This is a genomic window from Kitasatospora sp. NPDC097691, from assembly GCF_040302665.1.
Classification (GTDB): Bacteria; Actinomycetota; Actinomycetes; order Streptomycetales; family Streptomycetaceae; genus Kitasatospora.
Window position 1 is genome coordinate 14,119 of sequence record NZ_JBEORY010000021.1, and the last position, 26,999, is coordinate 41,117.

The 26,999-nt window shown below is 73.9% G+C and carries 27 protein-coding genes and 3 tRNA genes; 16 read left to right on the forward strand and 14 right to left on the reverse strand.

Features of this window, described 5'->3' with window-relative positions; all coding sequences use genetic code 11:
• Positions 1–4 precede the first annotated feature (4 nt).
• Both ABTY56_RS17095 and ABTY56_RS17100 read left to right on the forward strand, forming a co-directional pair.
• Entirely contained in the window at positions 5–340 is a 336-nt protein-coding gene (locus ABTY56_RS17095) for an MmcQ/YjbR family DNA-binding protein (protein WP_350523974.1), read from the forward strand.
• Positions 341–542: 202 nt separating this feature from the next.
• A complete protein-coding gene (locus ABTY56_RS17100; protein WP_350629613.1) occupies positions 543–1,757 on the forward strand; it encodes an alpha/beta hydrolase in 1,215 nt (404 codons plus the stop codon).
• 80 nt (positions 1,758–1,837) lie between these two features.
• On the opposite strand, the gene ABTY56_RS17105 is transcribed toward ABTY56_RS17100, so the two are convergent.
• The gene (locus ABTY56_RS17105; protein WP_350629614.1) at positions 1,838–2,827 is read right to left on the reverse strand and encodes a helix-turn-helix transcriptional regulator; all 990 of its coding nucleotides are present in this window, start codon (positions 2,825–2,827) and stop codon (positions 1,838–1,840) included.
• A gap of 101 nt (positions 2,828–2,928) precedes the next feature.
• Between ABTY56_RS17105 and ABTY56_RS17110 the strand changes: the two genes are divergently transcribed.
• Positions 2,929–3,507: a TIGR03086 family metal-binding protein gene (locus tag ABTY56_RS17110; RefSeq protein WP_350629615.1), complete on the forward strand. Its 579-nt coding sequence runs from the start codon at positions 2,929–2,931 to the stop codon at positions 3,505–3,507.
• A gap of 137 nt (positions 3,508–3,644) precedes the next feature.
• Here the strand turns inward: ABTY56_RS17110 and ABTY56_RS17115 are convergent, their stop codons facing one another.
• Both ABTY56_RS17115 and ABTY56_RS17120 read right to left on the reverse strand, forming a co-directional pair.
• The gene (locus ABTY56_RS17115; RefSeq protein WP_350629616.1) at positions 3,645–4,658 is read right to left on the reverse strand and encodes an aldo/keto reductase; all 1,014 of its coding nucleotides are present in this window, start codon (positions 4,656–4,658) and stop codon (positions 3,645–3,647) included.
• Positions 4,655–5,161 carry a MerR family transcriptional regulator gene (locus ABTY56_RS17120; protein ID WP_350629617.1) on the reverse strand — a complete coding sequence of 169 codons (507 nt, stop codon included), beginning with the start codon at positions 5,159–5,161 and terminating at the stop codon, positions 4,655–4,657. The genes ABTY56_RS17115 and ABTY56_RS17120 overlap by 4 nt, the downstream gene beginning before the upstream one ends.
• 158 nt (positions 5,162–5,319) lie before the next feature.
• On the opposite strand from ABTY56_RS17120, the gene ABTY56_RS17125 reads away from it, so the two are divergent.
• Complete coding sequence (locus ABTY56_RS17125; protein WP_350629618.1) at positions 5,320–6,150, forward strand: serine hydrolase domain-containing protein; 831 nt, start codon at positions 5,320–5,322, stop codon at positions 6,148–6,150.
• Positions 6,151–6,175: 25 nt separating this feature from the next.
• Here the strand turns inward: ABTY56_RS17125 and ABTY56_RS17130 are convergent, their stop codons facing one another.
• A complete protein-coding gene (locus ABTY56_RS17130) occupies positions 6,176–6,952 on the reverse strand; it encodes a pirin family protein (RefSeq protein WP_350629619.1) in 777 nt (258 codons plus the stop codon).
• Between the two features lie 208 nt (positions 6,953–7,160).
• On the opposite strand from ABTY56_RS17130, the gene ABTY56_RS17135 reads away from it, so the two are divergent.
• The 5 genes from ABTY56_RS17135 (at position 7,161) to fabF (ending at position 12,198) form a co-directional block, all read left to right on the forward strand.
• Entirely contained in the window at positions 7,161–8,357 is a 1,197-nt protein-coding gene (locus ABTY56_RS17135; RefSeq protein ID WP_350629709.1) for a PucR family transcriptional regulator, read from the forward strand.
• A 91-nt stretch (positions 8,358–8,448) separates the two neighbouring features.
• The gene (locus ABTY56_RS17140; protein ID WP_350629620.1) at positions 8,449–9,399 is read left to right on the forward strand and encodes an ACP S-malonyltransferase; all 951 of its coding nucleotides are present in this window, start codon (positions 8,449–8,451) and stop codon (positions 9,397–9,399) included.
• A complete protein-coding gene (locus ABTY56_RS17145; protein ID WP_350629621.1) occupies positions 9,396–10,427 on the forward strand; it encodes a beta-ketoacyl-ACP synthase III in 1,032 nt (343 codons plus the stop codon). The genes ABTY56_RS17140 and ABTY56_RS17145 overlap by 4 nt, the downstream gene beginning before the upstream one ends.
• Before the next feature lie 79 nt (positions 10,428–10,506).
• Positions 10,507–10,749, forward strand: a complete 243-nt coding sequence (locus tag ABTY56_RS17150) for an acyl carrier protein (RefSeq protein ID WP_189918130.1) — start codon at positions 10,507–10,509, stop codon at positions 10,747–10,749.
• A gap of 183 nt (positions 10,750–10,932) precedes the next feature.
• A complete protein-coding gene (fabF, locus tag ABTY56_RS17155; RefSeq protein WP_350629622.1) occupies positions 10,933–12,198 on the forward strand; it encodes a beta-ketoacyl-ACP synthase II in 1,266 nt (421 codons plus the stop codon).
• A 63-nt stretch (positions 12,199–12,261) separates the two neighbouring features.
• On the opposite strand, the gene ABTY56_RS17160 is transcribed toward fabF, so the two are convergent.
• Both ABTY56_RS17160 and ABTY56_RS17165 read right to left on the reverse strand, forming a co-directional pair.
• Positions 12,262–12,756 (reverse strand): DUF3145 domain-containing protein, encoded by a 495-nt coding sequence (locus ABTY56_RS17160; protein WP_350629623.1) that lies wholly within the window; start codon positions 12,754–12,756, stop codon positions 12,262–12,264.
• A 395-nt stretch (positions 12,757–13,151) separates the two neighbouring features.
• A complete protein-coding gene (locus ABTY56_RS17165) occupies positions 13,152–14,177 on the reverse strand; it encodes an NADP-dependent oxidoreductase (RefSeq protein ID WP_350629624.1) in 1,026 nt (341 codons plus the stop codon).
• 103 nt (positions 14,178–14,280) lie between these two features.
• Between ABTY56_RS17165 and ABTY56_RS17170 the strand changes: the two genes are divergently transcribed.
• Positions 14,281–14,745: a MarR family winged helix-turn-helix transcriptional regulator gene (locus tag ABTY56_RS17170; RefSeq protein WP_350629625.1), complete on the forward strand. Its 465-nt coding sequence runs from the start codon at positions 14,281–14,283 to the stop codon at positions 14,743–14,745.
• Between the two features lie 120 nt (positions 14,746–14,865).
• Complete coding sequence (locus ABTY56_RS17175) at positions 14,866–16,413, forward strand: LCP family protein (RefSeq protein ID WP_350629626.1); 1,548 nt, start codon at positions 14,866–14,868, stop codon at positions 16,411–16,413.
• Positions 16,414–16,422: 9 nt separating this feature from the next.
• Here ABTY56_RS17175 and ABTY56_RS17180 read toward each other — a convergent pair whose 3' ends face one another.
• From ABTY56_RS17180 to ABTY56_RS17200, 5 genes are all read right to left on the reverse strand, one after another.
• On the reverse strand, positions 16,423–17,361 hold the full coding sequence (locus tag ABTY56_RS17180) for a 1-aminocyclopropane-1-carboxylate deaminase/D-cysteine desulfhydrase (RefSeq protein WP_350629627.1): 939 nt from the start codon (positions 17,359–17,361) through the stop codon (positions 16,423–16,425).
• A gap of 78 nt (positions 17,362–17,439) precedes the next feature.
• On the reverse strand, positions 17,440–18,087 hold the full coding sequence (locus ABTY56_RS17185) for a GOLPH3/VPS74 family protein (protein ID WP_350629628.1): 648 nt from the start codon (positions 18,085–18,087) through the stop codon (positions 17,440–17,442).
• Positions 18,088–18,124: 37 nt separating this feature from the next.
• Complete coding sequence (locus ABTY56_RS17190) at positions 18,125–18,352, reverse strand: type II toxin-antitoxin system antitoxin (protein WP_350629629.1); 228 nt, start codon at positions 18,350–18,352, stop codon at positions 18,125–18,127.
• A gap of 9 nt (positions 18,353–18,361) precedes the next feature.
• Positions 18,362–19,309 carry an SPFH domain-containing protein gene (locus tag ABTY56_RS17195; protein WP_350629630.1) on the reverse strand — a complete coding sequence of 316 codons (948 nt, stop codon included), beginning with the start codon at positions 19,307–19,309 and terminating at the stop codon, positions 18,362–18,364.
• Positions 19,310–19,608: 299 nt separating this feature from the next.
• Positions 19,609–19,685: transfer RNA gene (locus ABTY56_RS17200), tRNA-Ile, on the reverse strand.
• A gap of 191 nt (positions 19,686–19,876) precedes the next feature.
• Between ABTY56_RS17200 and ABTY56_RS17205 the strand changes: the two genes are divergently transcribed.
• Together ABTY56_RS17205 and ABTY56_RS17210 are read left to right on the forward strand one after the other, a co-directional pair.
• Positions 19,877–20,734, forward strand: a complete 858-nt coding sequence (locus tag ABTY56_RS17205) for a trypsin-like serine peptidase (protein ID WP_350629631.1) — start codon at positions 19,877–19,879, stop codon at positions 20,732–20,734.
• 117 nt (positions 20,735–20,851) lie between these two features.
• Entirely contained in the window at positions 20,852–21,598 is a 747-nt protein-coding gene (locus tag ABTY56_RS17210) for a trypsin-like serine peptidase (RefSeq protein ID WP_350629632.1), read from the forward strand.
• Between the two features lie 139 nt (positions 21,599–21,737).
• Here ABTY56_RS17210 and ABTY56_RS17215 read toward each other — a convergent pair.
• A tRNA-Asn gene (locus tag ABTY56_RS17215) sits at positions 21,738–21,810 on the reverse strand.
• A gap of 61 nt (positions 21,811–21,871) precedes the next feature.
• Positions 21,872–21,944: transfer RNA gene (locus tag ABTY56_RS17220), tRNA-Asn, on the reverse strand.
• 243 nt (positions 21,945–22,187) lie between these two features.
• Here ABTY56_RS17220 and ABTY56_RS17225 point away from each other — a divergent pair.
• The 3 genes from ABTY56_RS17225 to ABTY56_RS17235 all read left to right on the forward strand — a co-directional run bounded on the left by ABTY56_RS17225 (position 22,188) and on the right by ABTY56_RS17235 (position 25,752).
• Positions 22,188–22,481: a hypothetical protein gene (locus ABTY56_RS17225; protein WP_350629633.1), complete on the forward strand. Its 294-nt coding sequence runs from the start codon at positions 22,188–22,190 to the stop codon at positions 22,479–22,481.
• A gap of 107 nt (positions 22,482–22,588) precedes the next feature.
• Entirely contained in the window at positions 22,589–24,022 is a 1,434-nt protein-coding gene (locus ABTY56_RS17230) for an FGGY family carbohydrate kinase (RefSeq protein WP_350629634.1), read from the forward strand.
• A 629-nt stretch (positions 24,023–24,651) separates the two neighbouring features.
• Positions 24,652–25,752 carry a helix-turn-helix domain-containing protein gene (locus ABTY56_RS17235; protein WP_350629635.1) on the forward strand — a complete coding sequence of 367 codons (1,101 nt, stop codon included), beginning with the start codon at positions 24,652–24,654 and terminating at the stop codon, positions 25,750–25,752.
• On the opposite strand, the gene ABTY56_RS17240 is transcribed toward ABTY56_RS17235, so the two are convergent.
• The gene (locus ABTY56_RS17240) at positions 25,749–26,975 is read right to left on the reverse strand and encodes an RNA polymerase sigma factor (protein ID WP_502893140.1); all 1,227 of its coding nucleotides are present in this window, start codon (positions 26,973–26,975) and stop codon (positions 25,749–25,751) included. The two genes, ABTY56_RS17235 and ABTY56_RS17240, sit on opposite strands and share 4 nt — an antisense overlap.
• Between the last annotated feature and the right edge of the window lie 24 nt (positions 26,976–26,999).

Here is a 26,999-nt window from a genome sequence, read left to right on the forward strand (position 1 = left end):
CGCCATGGTGACGTTCGACGAGTTCCGCGCGATGGCACTGGCCCTGCCGGAGGCCGCCCAGGAACCGACCTGGGACATCGAGACGCTGCGGGTCCGCAGCCGGATCTTCGCGATGGGCGCGCCCGACGGGGACCGGGTCACCGTCAAGGCCTCGCCCGAGGACCAGGCCGAACTGCTCGCCGCCGAACCCGAGGTGTTCTCCTCCGCCCCCTACGTCGGGCGGCACGGCTGGGTGAGCGTCCGGCTGGACCTGGTGGACCGGGACGAGCTGCGCGACCTGGTCACCGAGGCCTGGCGGCGGACGGCACCGAAGCGGCTGGTACGGGAGTTCGACGCCTGAGCGGACGGCCGTCCGGGCCGCGGCCCGCACCTCAGGGAGACGCCGCCAGGACACCCCCGGTTCATGTGATCCATCCCACAGTTTAGGCGCGCCCGCCGCCCCTTCGAGCCCCCTAGGCTTGCGCAGGGAAGTCAGCAAATCCTTATCGCACCCTCCGGGCACCGCCCGAGAAACGGTGACGGGCCCCAAGGGAGTTGGTGCGGTGCGCAACCGTCGACGCTGGAAGCGGGTACTGATCGGAGCGTTCGCGGGCTGCGCCGTGCTCGCCGACGCCGGCGCCTCGGCCGCCGCCGCCGCGGTCTCCTCCGAGCAGCTGGCGATCTCCACGCCCCCGGCCGGCAGCGCCGCCTGGATCCAGGACCACTCCTTCGGCCGCTCCCTGCCCGACCCGGCCACCACCGGTCCGGCCGCCGCCGCGGAGTTCTTCGCCTCGCTCGCGCCCACCGAGCTGGACCGGCTGATCCAGCAGTACCCGCTGGTCGTCGGCAACTACGACGGTGCCCCGCTGGACCTGCGCTACCGGGCCAACCGGATCGCCCTGGCCGTCGAGCGCGACAAGGCCCGGGCCCGCGCCGCGGACCACAAGCTCGACTCCGACACCCGCGCGCTGGCCGTCTCCCGCGCCAACGACGTCGAGCACCTGCTCGCCCCCGGCCGGCAGATCCTGGCCTTCGACCCGCGCGGCCGCGGCCTGGTCACCGAGGTGTGGGGCGACCTCGCCGACGCCGAGCGGATCTCCGTCCTCGTGCCCGGCTCGGACGCCGACCTCGGCCACTTCGACCAGACCGCCGAGCCGCTGCGCTCCCCGGCCGGCATGGCCCGCGCCCTCCACGCCGAGGAGCAGCGCCAGGCCCCGGGCACCCGGACCGCCGTGATCTCCTGGACCGGCTACGTCACCCCCTCCGGCCTCGGCCCGGACGCGGCCACCTCCCGGCTCGCCGACGTCGCCGCGCCCCGGCTGGAGCGACTGCTCGCCGGGCTCAAGGAGACCACCCGGCCGGACGCGCCGCCGTCGCTGCTCTGCCACTCGTACGGCTCGGTGGTCTGCGGCACCGCCGCCCCGAAGATCCTCCGCGCCGCCGCCTCGCCGTCCGACACCTCGGGCATCACCGACATGATGGTGTTCGGCTCCCCCGGCATGGGCGTGCAGAGCACCGCCGACCTGGGCACCGGCGTGCACGTCTGGGCCGCCCGCAACCCCAGCGACTGGATCGGCAACGTCCCGTTCCTGGAGGTCGGCAAGCTCGGCCACGGCGCCGACCCGACCGGCAGCGGCTTCGGCGCCGAGCAGATCTCCTCGGCCCGCGCGGTCGGCCACAACGGCTACTTCACCGACGGCACCGACAGCCTGCACAACTTCGCGGCGATCTCGCTCGGCCACTACCGGGCCGTGGTCCGGACCGAGCCCAACTCCTGAGCCCGACTCCTGGTCGCGGCCCGGCTTCCACGGCCGGCCCCGGTCACGCCGGCCGGCCCGGGCGACGACGGCCGGCCCGGCTACGACGGCTGGTCCTGGTACAGCCGCAGGGCGTCCGCCGCCGCCCGGGCCAGCTCGCGCCGGGCGGCCGGCGGGGCCAGCACCTCGACGTCCGCGCCGAAGGCCAGCAGCGACCGGACCGCCGCCGGGGCCGGGAAGGCCATCGCCACCTCCACCCACTCCTCGGCCGACCCGGCGCCCGCCTCCGGCGGCTGCACGGTGACCCGGCCGCCGTGGATGCGCAGGAACAGGTCCAGCCGCCCGCGGCGGACCCGCACCCGCACCGACAGCTCCTTCGGGAGCCGCTCCACCTGCTCGCGGAGCACCGCCCAGACCTCGCCGAGCCCGACCCCGGCCCGACGCCGCACCGCCTCCTCGGCGGTCTCGGCGGCCAGCACCCGGTCGGCCCGGAACAGCCGCGGCTCGCCGTGCAGATCGGCCACCAGGTACCAGACCGAGGCCTTGCTCACCAGCCCGTACGGGTCGACGGTGTACTCCACCGGCGCGGGCGTGCCGCTGTGCCGGTAGCGCAGCCGCAGCCGGCGGTCGGCGAAGACGGCGTACTGCAGTTCACCCAGGTCCGGGCCGGACGCGGCGGTGGACGCACCGCCCTGCATCCAGCGCGCCGGGTCGACCAGGATCCGTTCGCTGATCCGCTCGGCGGCCGGGCGGTGCGGGGCCGGCAGCGCCGCCATCACCTTGCGCAGCGCCGAGCCGAGCGCGCCGTCCAGCCCGAGGTCGCTGTGCGCGCCCTGGGCGGAGAGCACGAACAGCGCCCTGGCCTCGTCCGCGGTCAGGCCGGTGACGTCGGTGCGGTAGCCGGGCAGCAGGCCGATGCCGCCGTGCCGCCCGCGCTCGGTGAACACCGGCACCCCGGCGGCGGAGAGCGACTCCACGTCGCGGTAGACGGTGCGGACGGACACCTCCAGCCGCTCGGCGAGTTCGGTGGCGGACACCCGGCCGCGGGTCTGGAGCAGGAGGAGGATGGAGAGCAGGCGATCGGCCTTCATACGACAAGAATCCCAGTAATCCTGACGGTAGTTGTCAGGTTTTACTGGGAGATTGCGTTCCGAGCCCGAAAGACCGACCCACAACGGGGAGTTGACCGCACGTGAACGCCGTCCAGGACGCCCGCCCGCAGTACCTGCTCGCCCTCGCCCAGCTGGAGAAGCTGTTCGCCACGATCACCCCGGCGGACCTCGACCGGCCCACCCCCTGCACCGAGTTCACGCTGCGACAGCTGCTGAACCACGTGGTCGGCGGCGTCCACCGCTTCGCGTACCTGGGTGAGGGCGGCCGCTACGAGGACATCGTGCCCGCCATCGAGGACCCGTCGGACGAGGGCTGGCCGGCCGCGCTGGACCGGGCCCGCGCCCGGGCCGCCGCCGCCTGGGCCGACGACGCCAAGCTCGGCCGCCCCACCGTCGCGCCCTGGGGCGAGGTGCCCGGCGGCGCCGTGGTCGGCGGCTACGTGATGGAGACGGTGACCCACACCTGGGACATCGCCACGAGCCTGGACAACGGCTTCGAGCTGGACCACGCCCTGGCGCAGACCGCGCTGGGCATCGCCCAGGCCGTCCTGCCGCCCGAGGCCCGCGTCGAGGGCGTCCCGTTCGCCGAGGTGCAGCCGGTCACCGAGGACGCCGACGTCCACACCCGCCTGGCGGGCTGGCTGGGCCGCAAGGCCTGAGCCGTACGACGGGCAGGGCCCGGGGCGCCGTCGGCTCCCCGGGCCCTGCCGGCTGTTCCGGTCCGGGCCGCGCCCGCGTCGGCGAATCGAGCAGGACCGTGCCGAACCGATCAGGGACCGTGTCGGACCGGTCGGGACTACTCCCGGCCGACCGAGGTGAAGCCCATGTCCGCGTAACGGTCCCCCGCCACCCGGCCGGCCACCGGCTCCAGCAGCGCCAGCTCCTCCGCGCTCAGCCGCAGCGTCGCCGCCGCGGCGTTCTCGGCGAGGCGGCTGCGCTTGCGGGTGCCCGGGATCGGCACCACGGTCAGCCCGTGCACCTCCGCCCGCTGGTGCACCCAGGCCAGCGCGACCTGCGCCAGGGTGACCCCGCGGGCCGTCGCGACCTCCCGCAGCGGCGCGAGCAGCTCGCCGTTGGCCGCCGCGTTGTCGCCGGTGAAGCGCGGCTGGGTGCGGCGCACGTCGTCCGCCGCGAGCTGCTCGGCGGCCTGGAAGGAGCCGGTCAGGAAGCCGCGCCCGAGCGGCGAGTACGGCACGAAGGCGATGCCCAGCTCGGCCGCCGCCGGCACCACCGTGCGCTCGACGTCGCGGGCGAACACCGACCACTCGGACTGCACCGCCGCGATCGGGTGGATCGCGTGCGCCTCGCGCAGCTCGGCTCCGGTCACCTCGGACAGGCCCAGGTGGCGCACCTTGCCGGCCTCGACCAGCTCCGCCATCGCGCCGACCGATTCGGCCAGCGGCACGGCCGGGTCGCGGCGGTGCATGTAGTAGAGGTCGATCTCGTCCACGCCGAGGCGGCGCAGCGAGGCGTCCACGGCGGCCCGGATGTACGCGGGGTCGTTGCTGATGCCGCGGTAGCCCGGGTCCTCCTCCTTGCGCACCAGGGCGAACTTGGTGGCGAGCACCACCTTGTCCCGGTTGGCCCGGACGAAGGGGCCGATGAACTCCTCGTTGCCGCCGTAGCCGTAGGCGTCGGCGGTGTCGAACAGGGTGACCCCGGCCTCCAGCGCGGCGGCCAGGGTGGCCAGCGCCTCGTCGGAGTCGGTGGGGCCGTAGAACTCGCTCATGCCCATGCAGCCGAGGCCCTGGACGCCCACCAGCGGGCCGGCGGTGCCGAGTTCGGCGGTGGGAAGGACGGGGTGAGTCATGCGCTCTGCTCTTCCTCTACACGGTTGTACTGGCATCGGACCGGGGCGCCGGCGGTGTCGGCGGCCTTCCCGGCATAGATATCGATCTTGTAGTCGAGGACGGCGAGGGTGGCCTGGAGGTCGACGATCCGCTGCCGGACCTCCTCGCGCTGGGCCTCCAGCAGCAGGCGCCGCCCCTCGTAGGTCCGCTCGCCCTCACGGGCCATGTCGACGTACTTGAGCATGTCCGCCACGGACATGCCGGTCAGGCGCAACCGGCCCAGGAAGGCCAGCCGGTACAGGTCGCCGTCGCAGTAGCGGCGCTGGCCGCCGGCCGCGCGGTCGACCGGGTCCAGCAGGCCGATCCGCTCGTACCAGCGCAGCGTGTGGGCGGTCAGGCCGCTCGCCGCGGCGACCTCGCTGATGGTGTGCCGAGGGGTGCGGTCCGGGTCTCCGCCCGGAGCCCGGTTGAACACCTCGGAGCAGCTGCGCAGGTCGATCTCGACTCGTGCGGGTGTGGCCATCGAACATTTCCCCCTGTCCTGTGCGACGGGAACGACGCTACCGAGTTGGAGTGCACTCCAAGCAAGCCGGACCGGCCCGGCAGCCTGGTGTCTCCACCACCCGGCTGACACCGGGGTGCGCCGCCGCCCCGCGCCGGCCCCGACTACAGTCGGGCCCCATGGAGAGCTTGCGCGTGATCGAGAACTGGCCGGTGCCCAACGCTGCGGCGGCGGTGGTCCGGGGGTCGGACGGCGCGGTGCTGGGGGCGCACGGGCCGCAGCAGCAGCTCTTCCCGCTGGCCTCGGTGACCAAGCTGCTCACCTCCTACGCGGCGCTGGTCGCGGTCGAGGAGGGTGTGTTCGAGCTGGACGACCCGGCCGGGCCGCCCGGTGCGACCGTCCGCCACCTGCTCGCCCACACCTCCGGCCTGGGCTTCGACGAGGACCGGGTGTTCGCGGAGCCCGGCAACCGCCGGCTCTACTCCAACGCGGGCTTCGACGCGCTGGCGCGGACGCTCTCCGAGGCCGCCGGGATCGAGTTCTCCCGCTACGTCGCCGAGGCGGTGTTCGAGCCGCTGGGCATGACCGACACGCTGCTCAACACCGCGCACAAGTCCCCGGCGGGCGCCGGCGGCCTGTCCACCGTCGCCGACCTCGCCCGGTTCGCCGCCGAGCTGCAGGCGCCCAAGCTGCTGGACCCGTCCACCGTCCTGCGGGCCACCCGCGAGGTCGCCTTCCCCGGCACCAGCGGCGTGCTGCCCGGCTACGGCCACCGCCGCCCGAACGACTGGGGCCTCGGCTTCGAGATCCGCGACGGCAAGAGCCCGCACTGGACCGGCACGGCCAACTCGCCCGCCACCTTCGGCCACTTCGGCCAGTCCGGCACCTTCCTGTGGGTCGACCCGCAGGCGGGCGCCGCCTGCGTCGCGCTCACCGACCGGGACTTCGGCCCGTGGGCGGTCGAGGCCTGGCCGGCCTTCTCCGACGCGGTCCTGGCCGAGCTCGGCTGAGGCGGCTACGCCGCAGCGCCCGGGCTCAGCCGTACGAGACCGGCGAGTGCATCTCCCACAGCAGGAGTTCCGCGCCGGTCTCGCCCGCCGTCGGGGCGGCGAAGGCGTCGCCGGTGATCCGCACGCTGTCGCCCGGGGCCATCGAGCGGCCGCCGCCCTTGGGGCCCGGGATCGTCCGGTAGCCCAGCGCCCCGGCCGTCAGGTGGGCGTACCGCCAAGGGGCGGCGGGCAGCTCGGGCAGCGGCTGCCACGGCCCGGCGCTCACCAGCCAGAGCGCGGCGTCGCTGCGGCGCAGCCGCAGGGCCTCCGTCCCGGAATCGCGCTCCAGGCCGGAGGCGAGCAGTGTCAACCCGTCGCCCGCCGGTTCCACCTTGCGCAGCCCGTACGCGGGGGCCGCGTCGAACTCGTCCGGCTGCAGCCACATCTGGACGAAGCGGACCGGGCCGGTGGCGCCGCCGACGTTGCGCTCGGTGTGGGTGACGCCGGAGCCGGCGCTGAGGTGCTGGACCATCCCGGGGCGGACCACCCCGCCGTGGCCGTGGGAGTCCCGGTGGGCGAGCGCGCCCTCCAGCACCCAGGTGAGGATCTCGGTGTCCCGGTGCTTGTGCTCCTCGAACCCGGAGCCGGGGGCGAGGAGTTCCTCGTTGCACGCGAGCAGCGCGCCGAAGTGCGTGTTCTTCGGGTCGTAGTGGCCGGAGAAGGAGAACGCGTGGCGGGTCTCGACGCCCTCGGCCGGAGCGGAGCGGTAGCGCTCGGCGGTGCGGCGCAGGTCGGCACGGGGGCGGTCAGCGGCTTCGGTCACGGCCCCCACGGTAACGGGTGTGTCCCTTGCCACCGCGCCGCTCCGCCGGGGGGGTGTGCACGAGCAGTCACTCACGTGAGGCAGTCTTGTCCTTGTGCCAGCCGCATCCGCGAACTCCAAGAGCGAACCCAGTCCCGTACCCGAACCGACCGGTGGGAGCCCGGCTCCCCGGACCGCCCGCGACCGCCCCGGCCGCCCCGCGCCCCGTCTGACGGCGCAGGAGCGCAGAAACGCCGCCGAGCGGGCCGAGCGCCGGGCCGCGACGCTGAAGCGGCTGGAGAAGTCCTCGGGCAAGCTGGCCACCGCCGCCATCTCGCGGATGGACGACCAGCTCGGCTGGTACCGGCGGATGCCGCCGGAGCACCGCTCCTGGATCGGCCTGGTCGCCCAGGCCGGCATCGCCGCCTTCACCGAGTGGTACCGCCACCCCGAAGCCGCCCGGGCGATCTCCACCGACGTCTTCGGCACCGCCCCGCGCGAGCTGACCAGGGCGATCACCCTGCGCCAGACCGTCGAGCTGATCCGCACCACGATCGAGGTGATGGAGGAGGCCATCGAGGAGGTGGCCGCGCCCGGCGACGAGGCGGACATGCGCGAGTCGGTGCTGGTCTACGCCCGGGAGATCGCCTTCGCCACCGCCCAGGTGTACGCCCAGGCGGCCGAGGCGCGCGGCGCCTGGGACGCCCGGCTGGAGGCGCTGGTGGTCAACTCCCTGCTGTCCGGGGACGCCGACGAGGGCGTGCTCTCCCGCGCCGCGGCGCTCGGCTGGGGCCAGCCCAGCCAGGTCCGGGTGGTGATGGGCAGCGCGCCGGACGGCGACAGCGAACTGGTGGTGGAGGCGATCCGCCGGGCCGCCCGGTACGCCAAGCTGAACGTGCTGACCGGGGTGCTGGGCAAGCGCCTGGTGGTCGTGGTCGGCGGCGAGAAGGAGCCGGTGCACGCCGCCCGGGCGCTGATCGGCCAGTTCGCGCCGGGGCCGGTGGTGGTCGGCCCGACCGTGCCCGACCTGCTCTCCGCGACCCGCTCCGCGCACGCCGCCGCGGCCGGGCTGCGCGCCTGCGCCGCCTGGCCGGACGCCCCCCGCCCGGTGCTGGCGGACGACCTGCTGCCCGAGCGGGCGCTGGCCGGCGACCAGGCCGCGCGCCACCAGCTGGTGGAGGAGATCTACACACCACTGGACGAAGCGGGCTCGGCACTTCTGGAAACGCTGAGTGTCTACCTGGAACAGGCCTCGTCCCTGGAAGGGGCGGCCCGGATGCTCTTCGTCCACCCCAACACGGTGCGCTACCGGCTACGACGTGTGACCGACGTCACGGGGTACGCCCCCTCCGACGTACGTTCGGCGTTCACTCTGCGGATCGCACTGGCCCTCGGCCGACTGACCGCCGCGGGAGAGCCCGGCTGAGCCGGAGTGTAGGGACCATACAATCCCGGATGGTTTTCTTCGTTACCGTCGCCTACCCGCCCCTGGGCGCCTGGCGAGAGAGGGTTGAACCGTGCTCGTAATCGTCGCCCCTGGACAGGGTGCCCAGACCCCCGGTTTCCTCAGCCCCTGGCTGGAGCTCGACGGTGTCGCCGACCGCCTCCGCGGCTGGTCGGACGACGCCGGGCTCGACCTGGTGCACGCCGGCACCGAGGCGTCCGCCGAGGAGATCAAGGACACCGCCGTCGCCCAGCCGCTGCTCGTCGCGGCCGGCCTGGTGACCGCCCGTGAGCTGTTCCCGGACGAGGACGCCGCCCGCAAGCTGGTCGGCGCCGTCGCCGGCCACAGCGTCGGCGAGATCACCGCCGCCGCCGGCGCCGGGGTGCTCAGCGCCCGGGACGCGCTGACCTTCGTACGCGAACGCGGCCGGGCCATGGCCGCGGCCGCCGCCGTCACCGAGACCGGCATGACCGCCGTGCTCGGCGGCGATCCGGAGGTCGTCGCGGCGAAGCTCGCCGAGCACGGCCTGACCGCGGCCAACAACAACGGCGGCGGCCAGATCGTCGCCGCCGGCACGCTGGCCCAGCTGGAGGCGCTGAAGGCGGACCCGCCGGCCGGCGCCAAGCTGATCGCCCTGAAGGTGGCCGGCGCGTTCCACACCGAGCACATGGCCCCGGGTGTCGAGCGGCTGGCCGAGCTGGCCCCGACCCTGACCGCGGCCGACCCGCTGGTCCGCTACGTCTCCAACAAGGACGGCGCGGTCGTGGACTCCGGTGCCGAGGTCCTCGCGCGCCTGGTGTCGCAGGTCTCCAACCCGGTCCGCTGGGACCTCTGCATGGAGACCCTCGGGCAGCTGGGTGCGACGGCCGTGATCGAGCTGTCCCCCGCGGGCACCCTGACCGGGCTGCTCAAGCGCAACCTCAAGGGTGTGGCCACGCTCGCCCTCAAGACCCCCGCCGATCTGGACAAGGCCCGCGAGCTCGTCGCGGAGCACGGTGGTCAGGACCAGGAGATCCAGGCATGACGAAGCCGCAGATCCGTCCCGCCACGGGTGCGCAGTACTCGCGCATCCTCGGCGTCGGCGGCTACCGCCCGGTCCGGGTGATCCCCAACAGCGAGGTCCTGGAGTGGATCGACTCCTCGGACGAGTGGATCCGCACCCGCAGCGGGATCGCCGAGCGCCGCTGGGCCGGCCCGGAGGAGTCCGTCGCCGAGATGTCGGTCCAGGCCGCCGGCAAGGCCATCGCCCAGGCCGGGATCTCCCCCGACCGGATCGGCGGCGTGATCGTCGCGACCGTCTCGCACCTCAAGCAGACCCCCGCGATCGCCACCGAGATCGCCGAGCGGCTCGGCTGCGGCACCGCCCCGGCCTTCGACATCTCGGCCGCCTGCGCCGGCTTCGGCTACGGCCTGGGCCTGGCCGACGGCATGATCCGCGGCGGCAACGCCGAGTACGTCCTGGTCATCGGCGTCGAGCGGCTCAGCGACCTGACCGACCAGTCGGACCGCTCGACCGCGTTCATCTTCGGCGACGGCGCCGGCGCCGCGATCGTCGGCCCGTCCGACACTCCCGGCATCGGCAAGCTGATCTGGGGCTCGGACGGCTCGCAGGCCGACCTGATCGCCCAGACCGAGGCCTGGGACACCGCGTTCGCCAAGCCCGACGCCGTCAACGGCGCGGGCGAGGAGACCAGGTGGCCGGCCCTGCGGATGGACGGCCAGCCGGTCTTCCGCTGGGCGGTCTGGGAGATGGCCAAGGTCGCCCAGCAGGCGCTGGACGCCGCCGGGGTGACCGCCGACCAGCTCGGCGCGTTCATCCCGCACCAGGCCAACATGCGGATCACCGACGCCATGATCAAGGCCCTGAAGCTGCCGGAGTCGGTGCCGGTCGCCCGTGACATCGCGGAGACCGGCAACACCTCCGCGGCCTCCATCCCGCTCGCGATGGAGCGCATGCTGGAGACCGGCGAGGCCCACAGCGGCGACCTGGCGCTGATCATCGGCTTCGGGGCGGGTCTCGTGTACGCCGCGGCAGTCGTTACGCTCCCCTAGGTGCGTTACGCCCACTGATCCACAAGCCTGTGTCCGGCCGCCGGTCGGACACGATCAACACTGTAGAGGAGCAGCCAGTATGGCTACCAAGGACGAGGTCCTGGAAGGTCTCGCCGAGATCGTCAACGAGATCGCCGGTATCCCGACCGAGGATGTCGCGCTCGACAAGTCCTTCACCGATGACCTGGACGTCGACTCGCTGTCCATGGTCGAGGTCGTCGTGGCCGCCGAGGAGCGCTTCGACGTCAAGATCCCGGACGACGAGGTGAAGAACCTGAAGACCGTGGGCGACGCGGTGGACTACATCCTCACCAACGCCTGAGCGATCGACTCGTTCGACTCGGCCAGCCTGTCCGGCGTCCCGCACGCCTCCGACGGCTGACCTGTCGGCCCGGCTCACCGAGCCCGGCCGACCCGCCGGCCGGGACGCCCCACCGGGGCGCCCGGCCGGGCCCATCCTCGGCTCCCGCCGACCCCCCGCACAACGTGAGAGAAGAAGAAACCAGTGACCGCTGAAAACCGCACCGTGGTCGTCACGGGTATCGGCGCCTTCACGCCGCTGGGCGCCGACGCCGCCGGCACCTGGGAGAACCTGGTCGCCGGTAAGTCCGGTGTGGCGGCCCTGACCGAGGAGTGGGCCGAGGAGCTGCCGGTTCGGATCGCGGCGCGCACCGCCGTCGAGCCCGGCGAGATCCTGCCCCGCCCGCTGGCCCGCAAGCTGGACCGTTCGGCCCAGTTCGCCGTGATCGCCGCTCGCGAGGCCTGGGCCGACGCCGGCTACGAGACCCCCGCGACCGACGAGTCCTCCAAGCTCGCCCCCGAGCGCCTCGGCACCGTCATCGCCTCCGGCATCGGCGGTGTCACCACCCTCCTCGACCAGTACGACGTGCTGAAGGAGAAGGGTGCCCGCAAGGTCTCCCCGCACACCGTCCCGATGCTGATGCCCAACTCCCCGGCGGCCAACGTCGGTCTGGAGGTCGGCGCCCGCGCGGGTGTGCACACCCCCGTCTCCGCCTGCGCCTCCGGCGCCGAGGCGATCGGCTACGCGATCGAGATGATCCGCACCGGCCGCGCCGACGTCGTGGTGGCCGGCGGCACCGAGGCGGCGATCCACCCGCTGCCGATCGCCGCGTTCGCCAGCATGATGGCGATGTCCAAGAACAACGACGACCCCCAGCACGCCTCCCGCCCGTACGACAAGGCCCGTGACGGCTTCGTGCTGGGCGAGGGCGCCGGCGTGGTCGTCCTGGAGTCCGTCGAGCACGCCGAGGCCCGTGGGGCCCGGATCTACTGCGAGGCCGTGGGCCAGGGCCTGTCCTCGGACGCCCACCACATCGCCCAGCCCGAGCCGACCGGCGCCGGCGTGGCCCGCGCGCTGGCCGACCTGTTCGAGCGCAACGAGCTCGACAAGGCCGAGATCGTGCACGTCAACGCGCACGCCACCTCGACCCCGCAGGGCGACACCGCCGAGCTGAAGGCGCTCCGCAAGGAGCTCGGTGACGACCTCGACCACATCGCCGTCTCGGCCACCAAGTCGATGACCGGCCACCTGCTGGGCGGCGCCGGCGGCGTCGAGACCGTCGCCACCGTGCTGGCCCTGTACAACCGCCTCGCCCCGCCGACCATCAACGTCGACGAGCTGGACGACGACGTGGACGCGGACATCGTGCGCGGCGAGGCCCGCAAGCTGCCCGAGGGCCGGATCGCGGCGCTGAACAACTCGTTCGGCTTCGGCGGCCACAACGTGGTGCTGGCCTTCCGCACCCGCTGACGCCCACCACGAAGGGGCCGGCGCTCGCCGCGAGCGCCGGCCCCTTCGTCGTACCCTCCGGTCTCAGACCACCTGGTGCAGCCAGCGCACCGGCGCGCCCTCGCCCGCGTAGCGGAACGGCTCCAGTTCGTCGTCCCAGGGCTTGCCGAGCAGCCGGGCGATCTCGGTCTCCAGGTCGGCCCCCTCGCTGCGGGCGCGCAGCAGGACGGCGCGCAACCGGTCCTCGGGGATGAGGATGTCGCCGTGGATGCCCGTGACGGCGTGGAAGATGCCGAGCGTGGGCGTGCTGCTGTACCGCTCCCCCTCCGCCGTGGCGCAGGGCTCGCTGGTCACCTCGTACCGCATCAGCTGCCAGCCGCGCAGCGCGGAGGCGAGCTTCGAGGCCGTGCCGGGCTCCCCCTGCCAGGAGAGTTCGGCACGCCAATGCCCGGGTGCGGCCGGCTGGCGGATCCAGTCCAGGCTCACCCGCACACCGAGCACCCCCGCGACGGCCCACTCGACGTGCGGGCACAGCGCGCGGGGCGCGGAGTGGATGTAGAGAACTCCACGTGTCGTCACCGGGACCTCCAGGCTGTGGACGAGGGTCGCCTTCCCCAGCTGCCTCGTGCCTGCGGTGCCTGCAGTTGATCCACAGTTACCCACGTTAGCCGACATTAAGCCACTAAATTGAGCAAAACGGACAGGCTTTCGCTCAATGCTAGTCGAATCCTCAACGAGGTCTACCCCTCGGTCGGATCTCTCCCCCGAACGGCCCCATCGCCAGGCGGGACCACCGTACCGCGCCTTCCCGCACGATGACTGACGCACTTTCGGATCCGGCCGGAATGCGGTAGTGCGGACCGGCCCCCTGCGCCCGACTGCGAACCGTCCGCCGTGGGCGTGCACGGCGAACCGCCCCGCGCGCCCGGTCGGGTGGCGGGGCGGTCGGCGTCCTGACGCGGCCTGATGCGGCGTCAGCCGTCCAGGCGGACGACCATCTTGCCGGTGTTGGCGCCGCGCAGCAGGTCGAGGAAGGCCTCGGCGGTGTTCTCGAAGCCGTCCACCACGGTCTCCTCGTTGCGCAGTTCGCCGGACGCCAGCCAGCCGCCCACCTCGGCGACGAACTGCCCGCGCAGCGCGAAGTGGTCGCCGACCAGCATGCCCTCCAGGCGCAGCCGCTTGCCGATGGCGAGCGCGAGGTTGCGCGGGGCCGCGGGGGCGGCGGTCTCGTTGTACTGGGCGATCGCACCGCAGAGCACCGCGCGGCCGTGCACGCCGAGCGCGCCGATCGCGGCCTCCAGGTGATCCCCGCCGACGTTGTCGAAGTAGAGGTCGATGCCGTCAGGGGCGGCGGCGGCGAGCTGCTCGCGGACCGGGGCGTCCTTGTAGTTGAAGGCGGCGTCGAAGCCGCACTCCTCCACCAGCTTGGCGACCTTCTCCGCCGAGCCGGCCGAACCGACCACCAGGGACGCGCCCTTGAGCCGGGCGATCTGCCCGACCATCGAACCGACCGCGCCGGCCGCGCCGGAGACGAAGACCCGGTCGCCCTTCTTGAGGCCACCGACGGTGAGCAGTCCGGCGTAGGCGGTGAGGCCGGTCATGCCGAGCACGCCGAGGTAGGCGGACAGCGGGGCGGCGGCCGGGTCGACCTTGACCGCGTGCGCGGCGTCCAGGGTGGCGTACTCGCGCCAGCCGAGGCCGTGAAGCACCGCGTCGCCCGGGGCGAAGCCCTCGGCCTGCGAGGCGACCACGTAGCCGACCGCGCCGCCGTCCATCGGCTCGCCGAGCCGGAACGGCGGGACGTACGAGGGCACATCGTTCATCCTGCCCCTCATGTACGGGTCCACCGAGAGGTAGGCGTTGCGGATCAGGATCTCGCCCGGGCCCGGGGTCCGGACCGGGGCCTCGACCAGGGCGAAGTCGGCCGGCACCGGCCAGCCCTGCGGGCGGGCGGCGAGGTGCCATTCACGGGCGGTCGCGGGGGCGGCCTGCTCTGCCATGGGTGGTGCTCCTTGCGGTTCAGGTGCATGAAAGGTTGAGGAACTGAAGTAACGATGGGCATGAAAGGTTCACCTTGTCAACTTTTCAGGTAGACTCTGGCGCATGGACACTCAGCCGGCCCGGGACGCCACGCCGCAGCCCGACGAGATCACCCGTGAGGTCGTCGACCTGATGGCCAACCTGGTCGCGCTCTTCCACCGCGAGTACGAGGACGCCGCCGCCGCCCGCTCGCTCACCGGCGCCCAGGCCAAGGTGCTCGCACTGCTGCGGCGCGGGCCGATGCCGATGCGCCAGATCGCCCAGACGCTCAGCTGCGAACCGTCCAACATCACCGGCATCGTCGACCGGCTGGAGTCCCGCGGCTTCGTCACCCGCGAGGCCGACCGGCAGGACCGCAGGGTCAAGCTGGTCGCGGCCACCGACACCGGCTCGGCCGCCTCCGCCGAGCTGCGCGAATCCCTGAACTTCGCCCGCGAGCCGCTGGCCGCGCTCGGCCCGGACGAGCGGACGGTGCTGCGCGACCTGCTCCAGCGGATGCTCGCGGGCGCCTCCGGCCCCGGGGCGTGACCAGCATCACAGGCCTGACGGGCGATCCGTTCGCCCATCGGGGGTAACCGAACCGCCTCCCGGAACGTCTAACGTTCGAATCATCGAACGCGAGATATCTGAAGACGGGGGGCACGGAGGATGAGCAGCAGCACGCGCCGGCGCCGCTACCTGCGGACCGCCATCGGCCTGGCCGCCGTTCTGGTGCTGTCGGTCGTGGGGGCCGGGGCCTGGTTCTACCACCGGCTGGACAGCAACATCACCACCTTCGACGCGGGCGGTGTCGCCACCGAGCGCCCACCGGCCCCCGTCCCGGCCAGCCCCGGCGCCTCCGTGCCGGTCAACGTGCTGCTGCTCGGATCGGACACCCGCGACGGCGGCAACAACGCGCTGGGCGGCGGCGACGAGGGCGTCGGCCACTCGGACACCGCGATCGTGCTGCACATCTACGCCGACCACAAGCACGCCGTGGGCGTCTCCATCCCCCGCGACAGCCTGGTCACCATCCCGTCCTGCCGGCTGCCGAACGGCTCCTGGACGACGCCCAGGAACGACCAGATGTTCAACTCCGCCTTCACCGTGGGCGCCGACCCCAAGGGCAACCCGGCCTGCACGCAGAACACCGTGGAGAAGCTCACCGGGCTGCGGATCGACCACACCGTCGTGGTCGACTTCAAGGGCGCGGCCGCGATGGCCGACGCCGTGGGCGGCGTCGAGGCCTGCGTGCCCAACGACGTCAACGAGTACGGCATCCACATGAAGAAGGGCCTGCAGAAGCTCTCCGGGCAGTCCGCCGTGGACTACCTGCGGGCGCGCCACGGCATCGGCGACAACTCCGACGTCGGCCGGATGAAGCGCCAGCAGGCCTTCCTCTCCTCGATGATCAAGAAGGTCCAGGGCCAGGGCTTCTCACTGCCCACCCTGCTGCCGCTGGCGGACGCGGCCACCAAGTCGCTCACCGTGGACGAGGGGCTGGGCACCGCGATGAAGCTGGTGGACTTCGCCCGCTCGGTGCAGGACATCAAGCTCTCCGACGTCACCTTCGTCACCGCGCCCTGGCGCTTCGCGGGTGAGCGGATCCGGCTCGTCCAGCCGGACGCCGACACCCTCTGGAAGCTGCTGCGCGAGGACCGCACCCTGGACGGGCAGAGCACCGCCGGGACGGGCCAGGTGGCCTCCTCCCCCACCGCGGCCCCGGGCGCCGACACGCCGCTCACCCCCGAGCAGGCCGCGGCGCCGGTCACCGTGGTCAACGGCGTCGGCACCCCGGGACTCGCGGGCTCCGGCGAGCAGACGCTCAAGGCCCGGGGCTTCCGCAACATCACGCTCGGCTCCAACAGCCCGGGGCACCAGGTCACCCGGATCGCGTACGACCCCGCGCTGAAGGCCACCGCCGACCAGGTGGTGGCGCTCTTCCCCGGCGCCCAGGCGGTCGAGGAGCCCGGCTCGGAGGCGATCACCGTCACCCTCGGCGCCGACTACCGGCCGGCCGGCACGCAGATCAACTCGCTGTCCTCCCCGAGCCCGGCGGCCGGCACCACGGCCGACGGCACCGCGGCCGACGGCACGCCGGGTGCCACGCCGAACACCGCGCCGAACACCGCGCCGAGCGGCAACATCCCCACCGGCATAGCGGAGAACACCCGCAACGCCGACACCGACCCGTGCGCCAACCTGACCTTCGGCTGACCGGGCGGGTCACGTTCGCCCGGCCCCCGACTGTTCGGGGTCGGGCAGCCCGGTGACCACGGCGGTGAGGCGGGTGCCGGGAGGGAAGGCGCCCGCCCCGGCGAGGTCGGCCAGCGCGGCGAGCAGCTTGGCGACGTAGCGCCGCTCCAGCGGGACGCCGTGGCGGCGCTCGAACCGCTCGGCGAAGGCCGCCAGCTCCGCCGGGACCCTGCCGTAGCCGCCGCCGTGGTGCGCGTGGTCGATCCGCCAGTTGTCGAACCCGCGTCCGTACGCGGCCCGGTGGAGCCCGGCGACCTCCGCCTCCAGGTAGCCCTCGCCGCCGCGCAGCACGGCCACGCCGAGCGCCCGTGCGCCCGGCGGAAGGCCCGCCGCGATGCCGGCCAGGGTGCCACCGGTGCCGACCGGGCAGCAGACCACGTCGCGGGCGCCCAGATCGGGCAGCTCGGCCGGGATCGCGGCGGCGCCGACGACGGCCAGGGCGTTGGAGCCGCCCTCCGGGAGCACCAGGCAGGGGCCCCAGCGGCGCTGCAGGTCGTCCGCGGCGCCTCCCTGGCCGTCCGCCGCCCGACCGGTGGCCTCCCGGTACTCGGTACGGGTCAGGAACTCCAGCCGCATGCCGTCCCGCTCGGCCGCCCGCAGCGACCAGTTCCGCGGCCGGTCGGCCAGCTCCTCGCCGCGGACCAGCCCGACGCTCTCCAGCCCGAGCGCCGCGGCGGCCGCCGCGACCGCCCTCAGGTGGGTGGAGTACGCCCCGCCGAAGGTCAGCAGCCGGGTGTGGCCCCGCTCGACGGCGGCGGCCAGGTTGGGCGCCAGCTTGCGCCACTTGTTGCCGGGGACGGTCGGGTGCAGCAGGTCGTCCCGCTTGAGGCGCAGTTCCACCCCGGCCCGGGCGAACACCTCGTCGGTGCAGTCCACCAGCGGGGTCGGCAGCAGGGCGGGTTCGAGCACCGGGCCAGCTTACGCGGGCCCTGAACGCCGGGAGCCCGGCCGCCGGACCGGCGACCGGGCTCGCGCGGGAGGGCCTGGTCAGCCCCCCGCCGCGCCGTCCGCCCGGCTCGCGTTCACGGCCCGGCGCAGCGCGCGCGGGACGGGGCCGGCCGCGGGGGCGAGCTTGTCGATCCTGGTACGGAACTCGCGCCTCTGGCGCCAGGTCAGGGCCGACCCCAGCTGGGCGGCGTCGGCCAGGACGACCAGGGCGGCGTCCGCCGGGTCGACCCGGCTGAACGGGCCGTTGAGCGCCGAGCCGACCGACATCACCAGCGACTTGCGCAGCCGGGGCTCCGGGAGGGTCACCCGCGCGCACGGGAACAGTCCGAGCAGCCGGTGCTGCTCGACCCGGATCCGGCCGGCCGCCGCCAGGCCGTCCCGGACCACCCGCGCGGCGCGCGCCGTCGGGCCCCGGTTCCGGCCGACCCAGCTCTGCCAGCTGCGCCGCCGCTCCTGGCGGATCTGCTCCAGCAGCGCGGCAGTGAGCGGGTCGAGGCCGTCGGTCGGTCCGCCGGCGACGGCGGCCGGGTACCGGCCGTCCTCGCGGATCAGTCCGCGTCGCAGGAGTTCGGCGAGCGCCGCCGCCCGCATCACCAGGTCGAGCCGGTCGGTGGCGGTGATCCGCTCGCGGCCCGGGTCGTACGCGAGCAGGTAGAGCTTCTCGGGGAGGGTGGCGGGCAGGTCCATGTCGGTCTCCGAAGATCTTCGCGTGCCCGGCCGCCGGTCAGTCCTCCGCGGGACCGGCGTCCTCCGGGCTCTCCTTGGGCGGGCGTCCGCGCCGGGGAAGCCGGTTCGCACCGCTGGGCATCCGCCCCGCGTCGGTGAGCGCGCGGCGGAGCAGGAACTCGATCTGCGCATTGGTGCTGCGCAGGTCGTCCGCGGCCCATCTGGCGAGTGCGTCGTGAACCGAAGGATCCAGTCGCAGCAGGAGCTTCTTCCGTTCCGTCGCCAATGCCGCGCCTTACTGGTAGAGGGAGCCCGTGTTCACGACGGGCTGGGTGCCGCGGTCGCCGCAGAGCACCACCAGGAGGTTGCTCACCATGGCAGCCTTGCGCTCCTCGTCCAACTCCACCACGTCGCGTTCGGCGAGCCGGTCGAGCGCCTCCTCGACCATACCGACGGCGCCCTCGACGATCAGCCTGCGCGCCGCAACCACGGCCCCGGCCTGCTGACGCTGCAGCATCACCTGGGCGACCTCCGGCGCGTACGCGAGCCTGGTGATCCGGGACTCGACCACCCGCACGCCGGCCGAGGCGACCCGGGCGGCGATCTCCGCGGAGAGCTTGCGGGCGATCTCCTCCGCCCCGTCCCGCAGCGACAACTGACCCTCGTGGTGGGCGTCGTACGGGTAGCTGGTGGCGATGTGCCGTACGGCCGTCTCGGTCTGGATGGCGACGAAGTCGGTGTAGTCGTCCACCTCGAACATGGCCATCGCGGTGTCCTCGACCTGCCAGACCACCACGGCGGCGATCTCGATCGGGTTGCCGTCCGCGTCGTTGACCTTGGTGGTCTCGGTCTCGTGGTTGCGGATCCGCAGGGAGATGTGCCGACGGCTGGTGAAGGGGTTCATCCAGGTCAGGCCCTCGGCCCGGACGGTGCCCCGGTAGCGGCCGAGCAGCTGGACCACCCGGGCCTGGCCGGGCGAGACCACCGTCAGCCCGCACAGCGTCAGCAGCGAGCCCAGCACCAGGACCGGCCCGGCGATCATCAGGGCGGCGCCCAACCCCTGGTTGTTCCCGGCCAGTTGGATCCCGCCGGTGATGAGCGACCCGACCCCCGCGACCAGGCCGAGCAGCGAGCCGAACAGCACCGGCAGCCCGGCGGCACCGGTGATGACCCGCTCGGTGATCCTGGGGACCGGGAGGTCCAGGGCGGGGCCGTCCTCGACGGCGAATTGCGGCGTGGTCATGAGAGCGACTCCTCCAGCGAGCGTCCGCGTCCGATGGCAAAGTGATATCACTTTTTTCGCGCAGTACGCCAGGGGCCGGCAGTCGGGGAACACGGGCACGGCTGCGACACGGCTGCGAAACGGGGGCAGCACGGGGCACGGGGGGAGGCCGGGAGCGATGTCCACGGGCGGGTGAATTCCGGCGCGCCACACGGGAAAGGAGGCGGTCGCGCCCTAGACTCTGCGTCGTCGCAGGCGGCCGAGCTCCGGCTCGGGGGCCTGCCCTCGGACGGTCCTACGACCCTCGTCACGCATCGAGATGGTGGGGCGGGTGGGACTCGAACCCACGACCAAGGGATTATGAGTCCCCTGCTCTAACCGGCTGAGCTACCGCCCCGGTTCGCCGCGCGCGCCGGTCGTCGGCCACGGCAGCAGCAGACGGCCCCAGCGAGGCCGTCCCGGGCAGCATAGCCGGTCGATCACCCGTGGTGCGCGCCGGGGGCGCACCTGGGTGCGGGACGGTGCGCGCCTCTCCGGGCGGCGCAGCCCGGCTGGCGGCGCGGCACCCCTCCCGGGCAGCCTGGGCGGATGACGACACGTAGGGCGGGGGCGGGGGCGGCGGCCGGCGCGCTCGCGGCGGTGCTGGCCGCGGCGGGCTGCACCACCTCGGCGGGGCCCGGCGGGGGCGTCCCCACCGTCACCTCGGCGCCGGCCACGGCCGCCTCGGGGGACAGCCACGGCTGGAGCAGGCAGCGGCTCAAGGGCGCGGTCGCCCGGCGCACCGGGGTCACCCGGACCGCCAAGCCCACCGTGCTCAACGGCCTGGTCGGCGCGGTGTTCACCCGCAACGCCGACGGCGACCACTTCTGCACGGCCAGCGTGGTCGACAGCGCCGGGCTCAACCTCATCGTCACCGCCGCCCACTGCGTCTGGGACCCGAAGCTCGGTCAGCGCAGCGACCTGGTCTTCGTCCCCGGCTACCGGGACGGGGACACCCCCAGCGGCGTCTGGCCGCTGCTGGCGGTCACCGTCGACGACGGCTGGAAGGACCACGCCGACCCGGACGCGGACGTCGCCTTCGCGGTCGTCCAGGCCCAGAACGGGCAGCAGGTCCAGCAGGTGCTCGGCGCCAACCGACTGGGCGTCAACCGCGGCTACCGGCTCCCGGTGAAGGTCACCGGCTACCCGGGCAGCAGCGACGTCCCGATCACCTGCTCCAACACCACCTCCGAGCAGAGCCCCACCCAGCTGCGGATCGACTGCCCCGACTACACCGGCGGCACCAGCGGCAGCCCCTGGGTCACCGACTTCGACCCGGCCACCAGGACCGGCACCGTGGTCGGCGTGATCGGCGGCTACCAGGAGGGCGGCGACACCCCCGACACCTCGTACAGCAGCTACTTCGGCGACCGCGTGCAGGCGCTCTACGACCGCGCCACCGGCTGACCGGGGCGGCGCCGGCCCCCGACGGTGGCGCCGCCCGGCACGGCCTGGTAGATCTTCCTCACGAACGGCGGAACGCACGGCCCCGGTGCCCGCCCCGAGGAACGAGACGGAGCCCCGATGGCCCCCCGCCCGGCACGGCCCGCGCGCACGGTACGTACGGCCGCCCTGGCCGCCCTGCTGCTCGCCGCCGCCACCGCGTGCGGCGGGCAGGACGGGGCGCCGACCGCCGAGGTTGCCGGCCAGAGCCCCGCCCGGGACCGGATCGGCACGCTCTCCGTCCACACCGCACAGGGCCCCAGGGCCTGCACCGCGAGCGTCGTACAGAGCCCCCGGCGCAACCTGCTGGTGACCGCGGCGCACTGCGTGCAGAGCCGCCGGATCGGCCTGCTGGACGGTCTGGTGTTCACCCCCGGCTACCGCAACGGGTCCACCCCGTACGGGACTTGGCCGGTGCAGTCGGTCACCGTCGACCCGCGCTGGGCCTCCGACGACGACCCGGAGTACGACGTGGCGTTCGTGACGGTGGGCACCGTCGACGGCCGGCAGATCGAGGACGCGGTCGGCGGCAACCCGATCTCCACCGGGCAGGGCTTCGGCCTGTCCGTCTCGGTGACCGGCTACCCGAACGAGAGCGACGAGCCGATCACCTGCTCGGTGCGGACCCGCTCGCAGAGCGCCACCCAGGAACGCTTCGACTGCGGCGGCTACACCGACGGCACCAGCGGCAGCCCGTGGGTGACCGAGAAGGGCGCGGTGGTCGGCGTGATCGGCGGCTACCAGGAGGGCGGGGAGACACCGAGCACCTCGTACAGCGTCGCCTTCGACCAGCGGGTGACCGACCTCTACCGGAAGGCGACCACCTGATTCCCGGGCCGTCGTGGGCGTACGTCACGACGTGCGCCCACGACGTGACGTACGCAACACCGTGCGGCGGCAACACGAAGGCCCCCCGGTCGACCGAGGGGCCTTCGCTCTGAGCAGTCACCGGGCGTACCCGGTGCAGCTCCCGCAATTGGACTCGAACCAATAACCTGCCGATTAACAGTCGGCTGCTCTGCCAATTGAGCTATGCGGGATCGCGGTACCGACTCGCGTACCACGGACGGGATCAGGACCTCGAAAAGTCCTCCTCCCGAGCTCCCCCAATTGGACTCGAACCAATAACCTGCCGATTAACAGTCGGCTGCTCTGCCAATTGAGCTATGGGGGATCGGCCACCGCCTCGGCCCCCGGTTTCCCGGGCTCCGCGGCGCTCGCTGCGGGACATACATTAGCGCACTCGGGGGGGTGGTCCGCCAATCGCTTTCGCCGGTTGCCCCGGGGTTGCCGCCCGGCGTGCCCGGCGCGCGCCCCCGGCCGCGTCCGGGGATGCTGGGGGCGCGGACGGTTCGCCGTCCCGACGGACGGGTAGGGCATTGCGGCAGAAGGCCGCCAGGAGAGGGTGGATCCGACCATGTGGAAGCTGTCGTTGGCCGCAGGCTTCGCGGCCGGCTACGTGCTGGGCTCGCGAGCCGGGCGTCGGCGCTACGAGCAGATCGCCAAGGTCACCCGGCAGATCGCCCGGAACCCCACGGTGCAGGGCGCGGCCGACCGGGCGCGGCAGCAGGCCGGCGCGGTGGCCGGGAAGGCCGCGGGCGCGGTCGCCGACCGGGTCGGCGACCGGCTGCCGCCGGCCGTCACCGACCGGGTGCCGTACTTCAACCGGGCCCGGGCGGAGGACGACGGCTGGGGTACCTTCCGCCCGTGACGGGGCGGTGACCCGAAGGCGAAGCGGGACCCAACCAGGGGTTCCGAACGGGCAACGGCTCACCCGGCCCGGACGCGTCCCGGGCCGGGCTGAGGCATGATCTCGACATGGCCATCGTCGCGGGGATAGACAGCTCGACCAACCGCACCCGGATCGTCGCGTGCGACACGGAAACCGGAGCCGTCCTGCGTTCCGGCAAGGCACCCCACCCCGTCCCCGAGGACCAGGACCTGCGCCCCGGCGAGGCCGACCCGCAGGTCTGGCTCCACTCGCTCGGCGACGCCGCCGCGGGCGGCCTGCTGGAGGGCGTCCGGGCGATCGGCGTCAGCGCGCAGCAGCACGGCATGATCGGCCTGGACGCGGGCGGGGTGCAGGTCCGACCCGCGATCCTGTGGAACGACCCGCGCTCCAGCGGCGCCGCCGCCAAGCTGCTGGACGCCCTCGGCGGCCCGGCCGGCTGGACCGCCGCGATCGGCGCCGTGCCCGCCCCGACGTACACCATCGCCAAGCTGCGCTGGCTCGCCGAGTTCGAGCCCGCCAACGCCCGCCGGGTCGCCGAGGTGCTGCTGCCGCACGACTGGCTGGTCTGGCAGCTGCTCGGCCACCCGAAGCGCCGCACCACCGACCGCGGCGACGCCTCCGGCACCGGCTACTGGTCGCCGATCACCGGCGAGTACCGCCAGGACCTGGTCGAGCTGGCGCTCGGCCACGGGCTCAGGCTGCCCGACGTCCTCGGCCCCGCCGAGCCCGCCGGGCACACCCCCGAGGGCCTGCTGATCTCGGCCGGCACCGGGGACAACATGGCCGCCGCCCTGGGTCTGGGCCTGCGCCCGGGCGACGCGGTGGTCTCACTGGGCAGCGCCGGGACGATCTTCGCGGTGCACGAGGAGGCCGTGGTGGACGCCTCCGGCCTGGTGTCCTCCTTCGCCGACGCCAGCGGCCGCCACCTGCCGATGGTCGCCACCCTCAACGCGGCCCAGGTCCTGCTCTCCACCGCCGCGCTGCTCGGCCGGGACCTGGAGGGCCTGAGCGACCTCGCCCTGCACTCCTCCCCCGGCGCGTACGGGCTGGTGCTGCTGCCGTACCTGGACGGCGAGCGCACCCCCGCGCTGCCGCACGCGGCCGGCACCCTGACCGGCCTGCGCGCCGAGGCGATGGCCCCTCAGCACCTGGCCCGGGCCGCCGTCGAGGGCATGCTGTGCAACATCGCGGACGCGTTGGACGTGCTGCGCGCCCAGGGCGTCGGGGTGAAGCGGGTGTTCCTGCTCGGCACGGCCGGGCGGCTGCCCGCCGTCCGGCACATCGCCCCGATGCTGTTCGGCGTCCCGGTCGTGGTGCCGCCGCCGGGCGCGCACGCCGCCCGCGGGGCCGCCCGGCAGGCCGCCTGGGCGCTGGCGGGCACCGCGGAGCCGCCGGAGTGGGAGCTGCCGGACGCGGAGACCGTCGAGCCCGACGGGGAGCACGACCTGGCGATCGGCTCGGCGGTGCGGCAGCAGTACCGGGCCGCCCGCGACCAGATCCACCCGGAGGCGGCGGTCTGACCGCTCCGCCGCACTGCCGGCCGGTCTGACCGCTCCGCGCGGTGCCGGCCGGTGGGGCCGCGCAGCCGCCGGGAGGCCCTGTCGGTGCTCCGGGTGGTCTGCCGCGACGGCTTGTCCCGCGACCTCGGCGACCTGCTGTCGGCCGGCCTCGGCCGCGTGCTGCCGGAGCTGCGCTGCCGGCCCGCCCCGCTCGACGAGCTCGGGGTGCGGGCCGACCGGGCTCCCGCCGCTGAGGCACGCCGCAGGAACGTCACGGCGGGAGGGCACAGTGAAGCGCCCTCCCGCCGGTGTCCCGGGCGGGCCGGGGCAGCCTCCCCCCGCGAGGCTGCCCCGGCTCGGTGGGGGAACCGGGACGGATTCCGGACGACCGGCGCGCGAGCGTCCGGTATCCGGACGAACCCGCCGGGCGGTCGACCGCTCCGACCAGAGAACTCTGCACGACGGCCACATGGTTGTTCGAGCGTCACCTGGGCTTGTGAGACACTTCCGTCCGTCTCAGCGCCATGACCAGGGGATTGAGACGCCAGGCCGATGAGGTTGGAGACGCGGAGACACCCGAACGGCCCGGGCCGGAGCCCGTTCCGCCCGTCCACGTCCCCCGTTCCGCCCCTCACATTTGGAAGGCCCGCATGGGTTCCGCCTGGAAGAACCTGCCCGAGGAGCTGTCCGAGCCCGCCAGACAGCTGGCCGAAGAGCTCCGGACCATCAAGGACGCCGCCGGACTCTCGCTGTCCGAGCTGGCCTCGCGCACGCACTACAGCCGGGCCTCCTGGGAGCGCTGGCTGAACGGCAAGCGGGTCGTCACCGAGCAGGCGCTGGACGCGCTGATCGCGGCGGTGGACTGCGACGGGTCCGCACTGCGCGCGCTCTGGGAGCGGGCGGTGACAGCGCCCGGGGAACCGGCCGAGCCGTCGGCTCAGGACGCCCCGGCCGCGGAGCCGGTGTCCGGTCCGGCGTCGGATACGCCGGTGGGGGCGTCCGCCGGGGAACCGGAGGAGGCGCTGGTGACCGGCCAGACGCCGGAGCCCGCCCCCGTCGCCTGGTGGCGGCGCCCGGCGACGCTGCTGGCCGGCGCGGCGCTGTTGGCGGCCCTGCTGGTGCTGGTCGGCCTGCGCGCCGTCCGGCACGACGGGCAGCAGAGGGCGGCCGTCGTGCCGCCCCCCACCGCCGCCACCACCTCCCCGGTCGCCACCGCGTCCCCGGCCGCGACCACCCCCGCGGCCCGGCCCATCCCGGCCACGCCCACCTGCCAGGCCATCGGCTGCGACCACAAGGACCCCAAGTACACCGGCTGCGGCAAGGACGCGCGGACCCTGCACACCGACGTCATCGGCAAGGTGGTCATCTACCTCCGTTACAGCCAGACGTGCCAGGCCGCGTGGGCGGCGATCACCGAGGGCGAGCCGAACGACTTCGCCACGATCATCGACAGCACCGGCGACAGCGAGCAGGCCCTCATCCACTACGGGTACGACAACTACTCGAACATGCTGAACGCGTCGGACCCGACGATCGGCTTCCACCTCTGCGGGCACCAGCCGGCCGGGGACCTCTGCACCTCGGAGGTCTTCGACCTGGCCGCCGTGGTGGCCTCGACCCCGATCCCGATCGGCCCCGCCTCGCCGCCGCCGGGCACCGGAGCGGGAGCGGCCACCACCCCCGCGACGGACCCGACGACGGCACCGGCCCCGGCTCCGGCAGCCGCGACCGACGCGCCGACGCCCTCCTAGTCGAGGTACCCGCGCAGCTGCTCGGCGAAGGCGTGGTCGCGCAGCTTGACCAGCGTCTTCGACTCGATCTGGCGGATCCGCTCCCGCGTCACGCCGAACACCGCACCGATCTCCTCCAGCGTGCGGGGGCGCCCGTCGTCCAGCCCGTAGCGGAGCTGGACGACCTGGCGCTCCCGCTCCCCCAGAGTGGCCAGCACCGCGTCGAGGTGCTGACGCAGCAGCAGAAAGGTCGCGGACTCGGCGGGCGAGGCGGCGTCGGCGTCCTCGATCAGGTCGCCGAGCGCGACGTCGTCCTCCTCGCCGACCGGGGTGTGCAGCGAGATCGGCTCCTGGGCCAGCCGGAGCAGTTCCCGCACCCGTTCCTCGGTCAGCTCCAGGACGGCCCCGATCTCGGCCGCCGTCGGTTCCAGGCCGCGCTCCTGCAGCAGCCCCCGCTGGACCCGGACCACCCGGTTGATCAGCTCGACCACGTGGACCGGCACCCGGATCGTCCGGGCCTGGTCGGCCAGCGCCCGGCTCATCGACTGGCGGATCCACCAGGTCGCGTACGTGGAGAACTTGTAGCCGCGGGCGTAGTCGAACTTCTCCACCGCCCGGATCAGGCCCAGATTGCCCTCCTGGATCAGGTCCAGCAGGGTCAGCCCGCGGCCGACGTAGCGCTTGGCCACCGAGACCACGAGGCGCAGATTGGCCTCGATCAGGCGGCGCTTGGCGATCCGGCCCCGCACCACCAGGGTGTCCAGCTCGCCGGCCAGCGGGTCGGGCGGCGGCGGGTGCCCGTTCAGCCGCTCCTCGGCGAACAGGCCGGCCTCGACCCGGCGGGCCAGCTCGACCTCCTCGACGGCGGTGAGCAGGCGGATCCGGCCGATCTCGCGCAGGTACTGGCGCAGCAGGTCGGCGGCCGGTCCCACGTTCTCGGCCGCCTCGCGGCGTTCGTCCGCCGTGTCGACACCGGGGTCTCCCCCGGGATCGCCCCCGGCGTCCGCTTCGGGTCCGGCGTCCGCTTCGGGCCTGGCGTCCGCGTCGGGGCCGGCGGCGGGCTCGGGCCCCGCTTCCGGACTGTCCGGGTGGCCCTCCGGCAGGCCCTGGGCAGGAACCCGCGCACCGCCCGGGGGTGCCGCCCCGGCCCGGCCGTGGTCGGTCTCCTGCTCCCCGGCCGGTCCGGCGGGGTTCGCTCTCGTACTGGTGGTGGTCGCTGCGACGAGGCCTTGCTCCACGGGCATCCCCTCGGGGCGGGCGCGACTCTG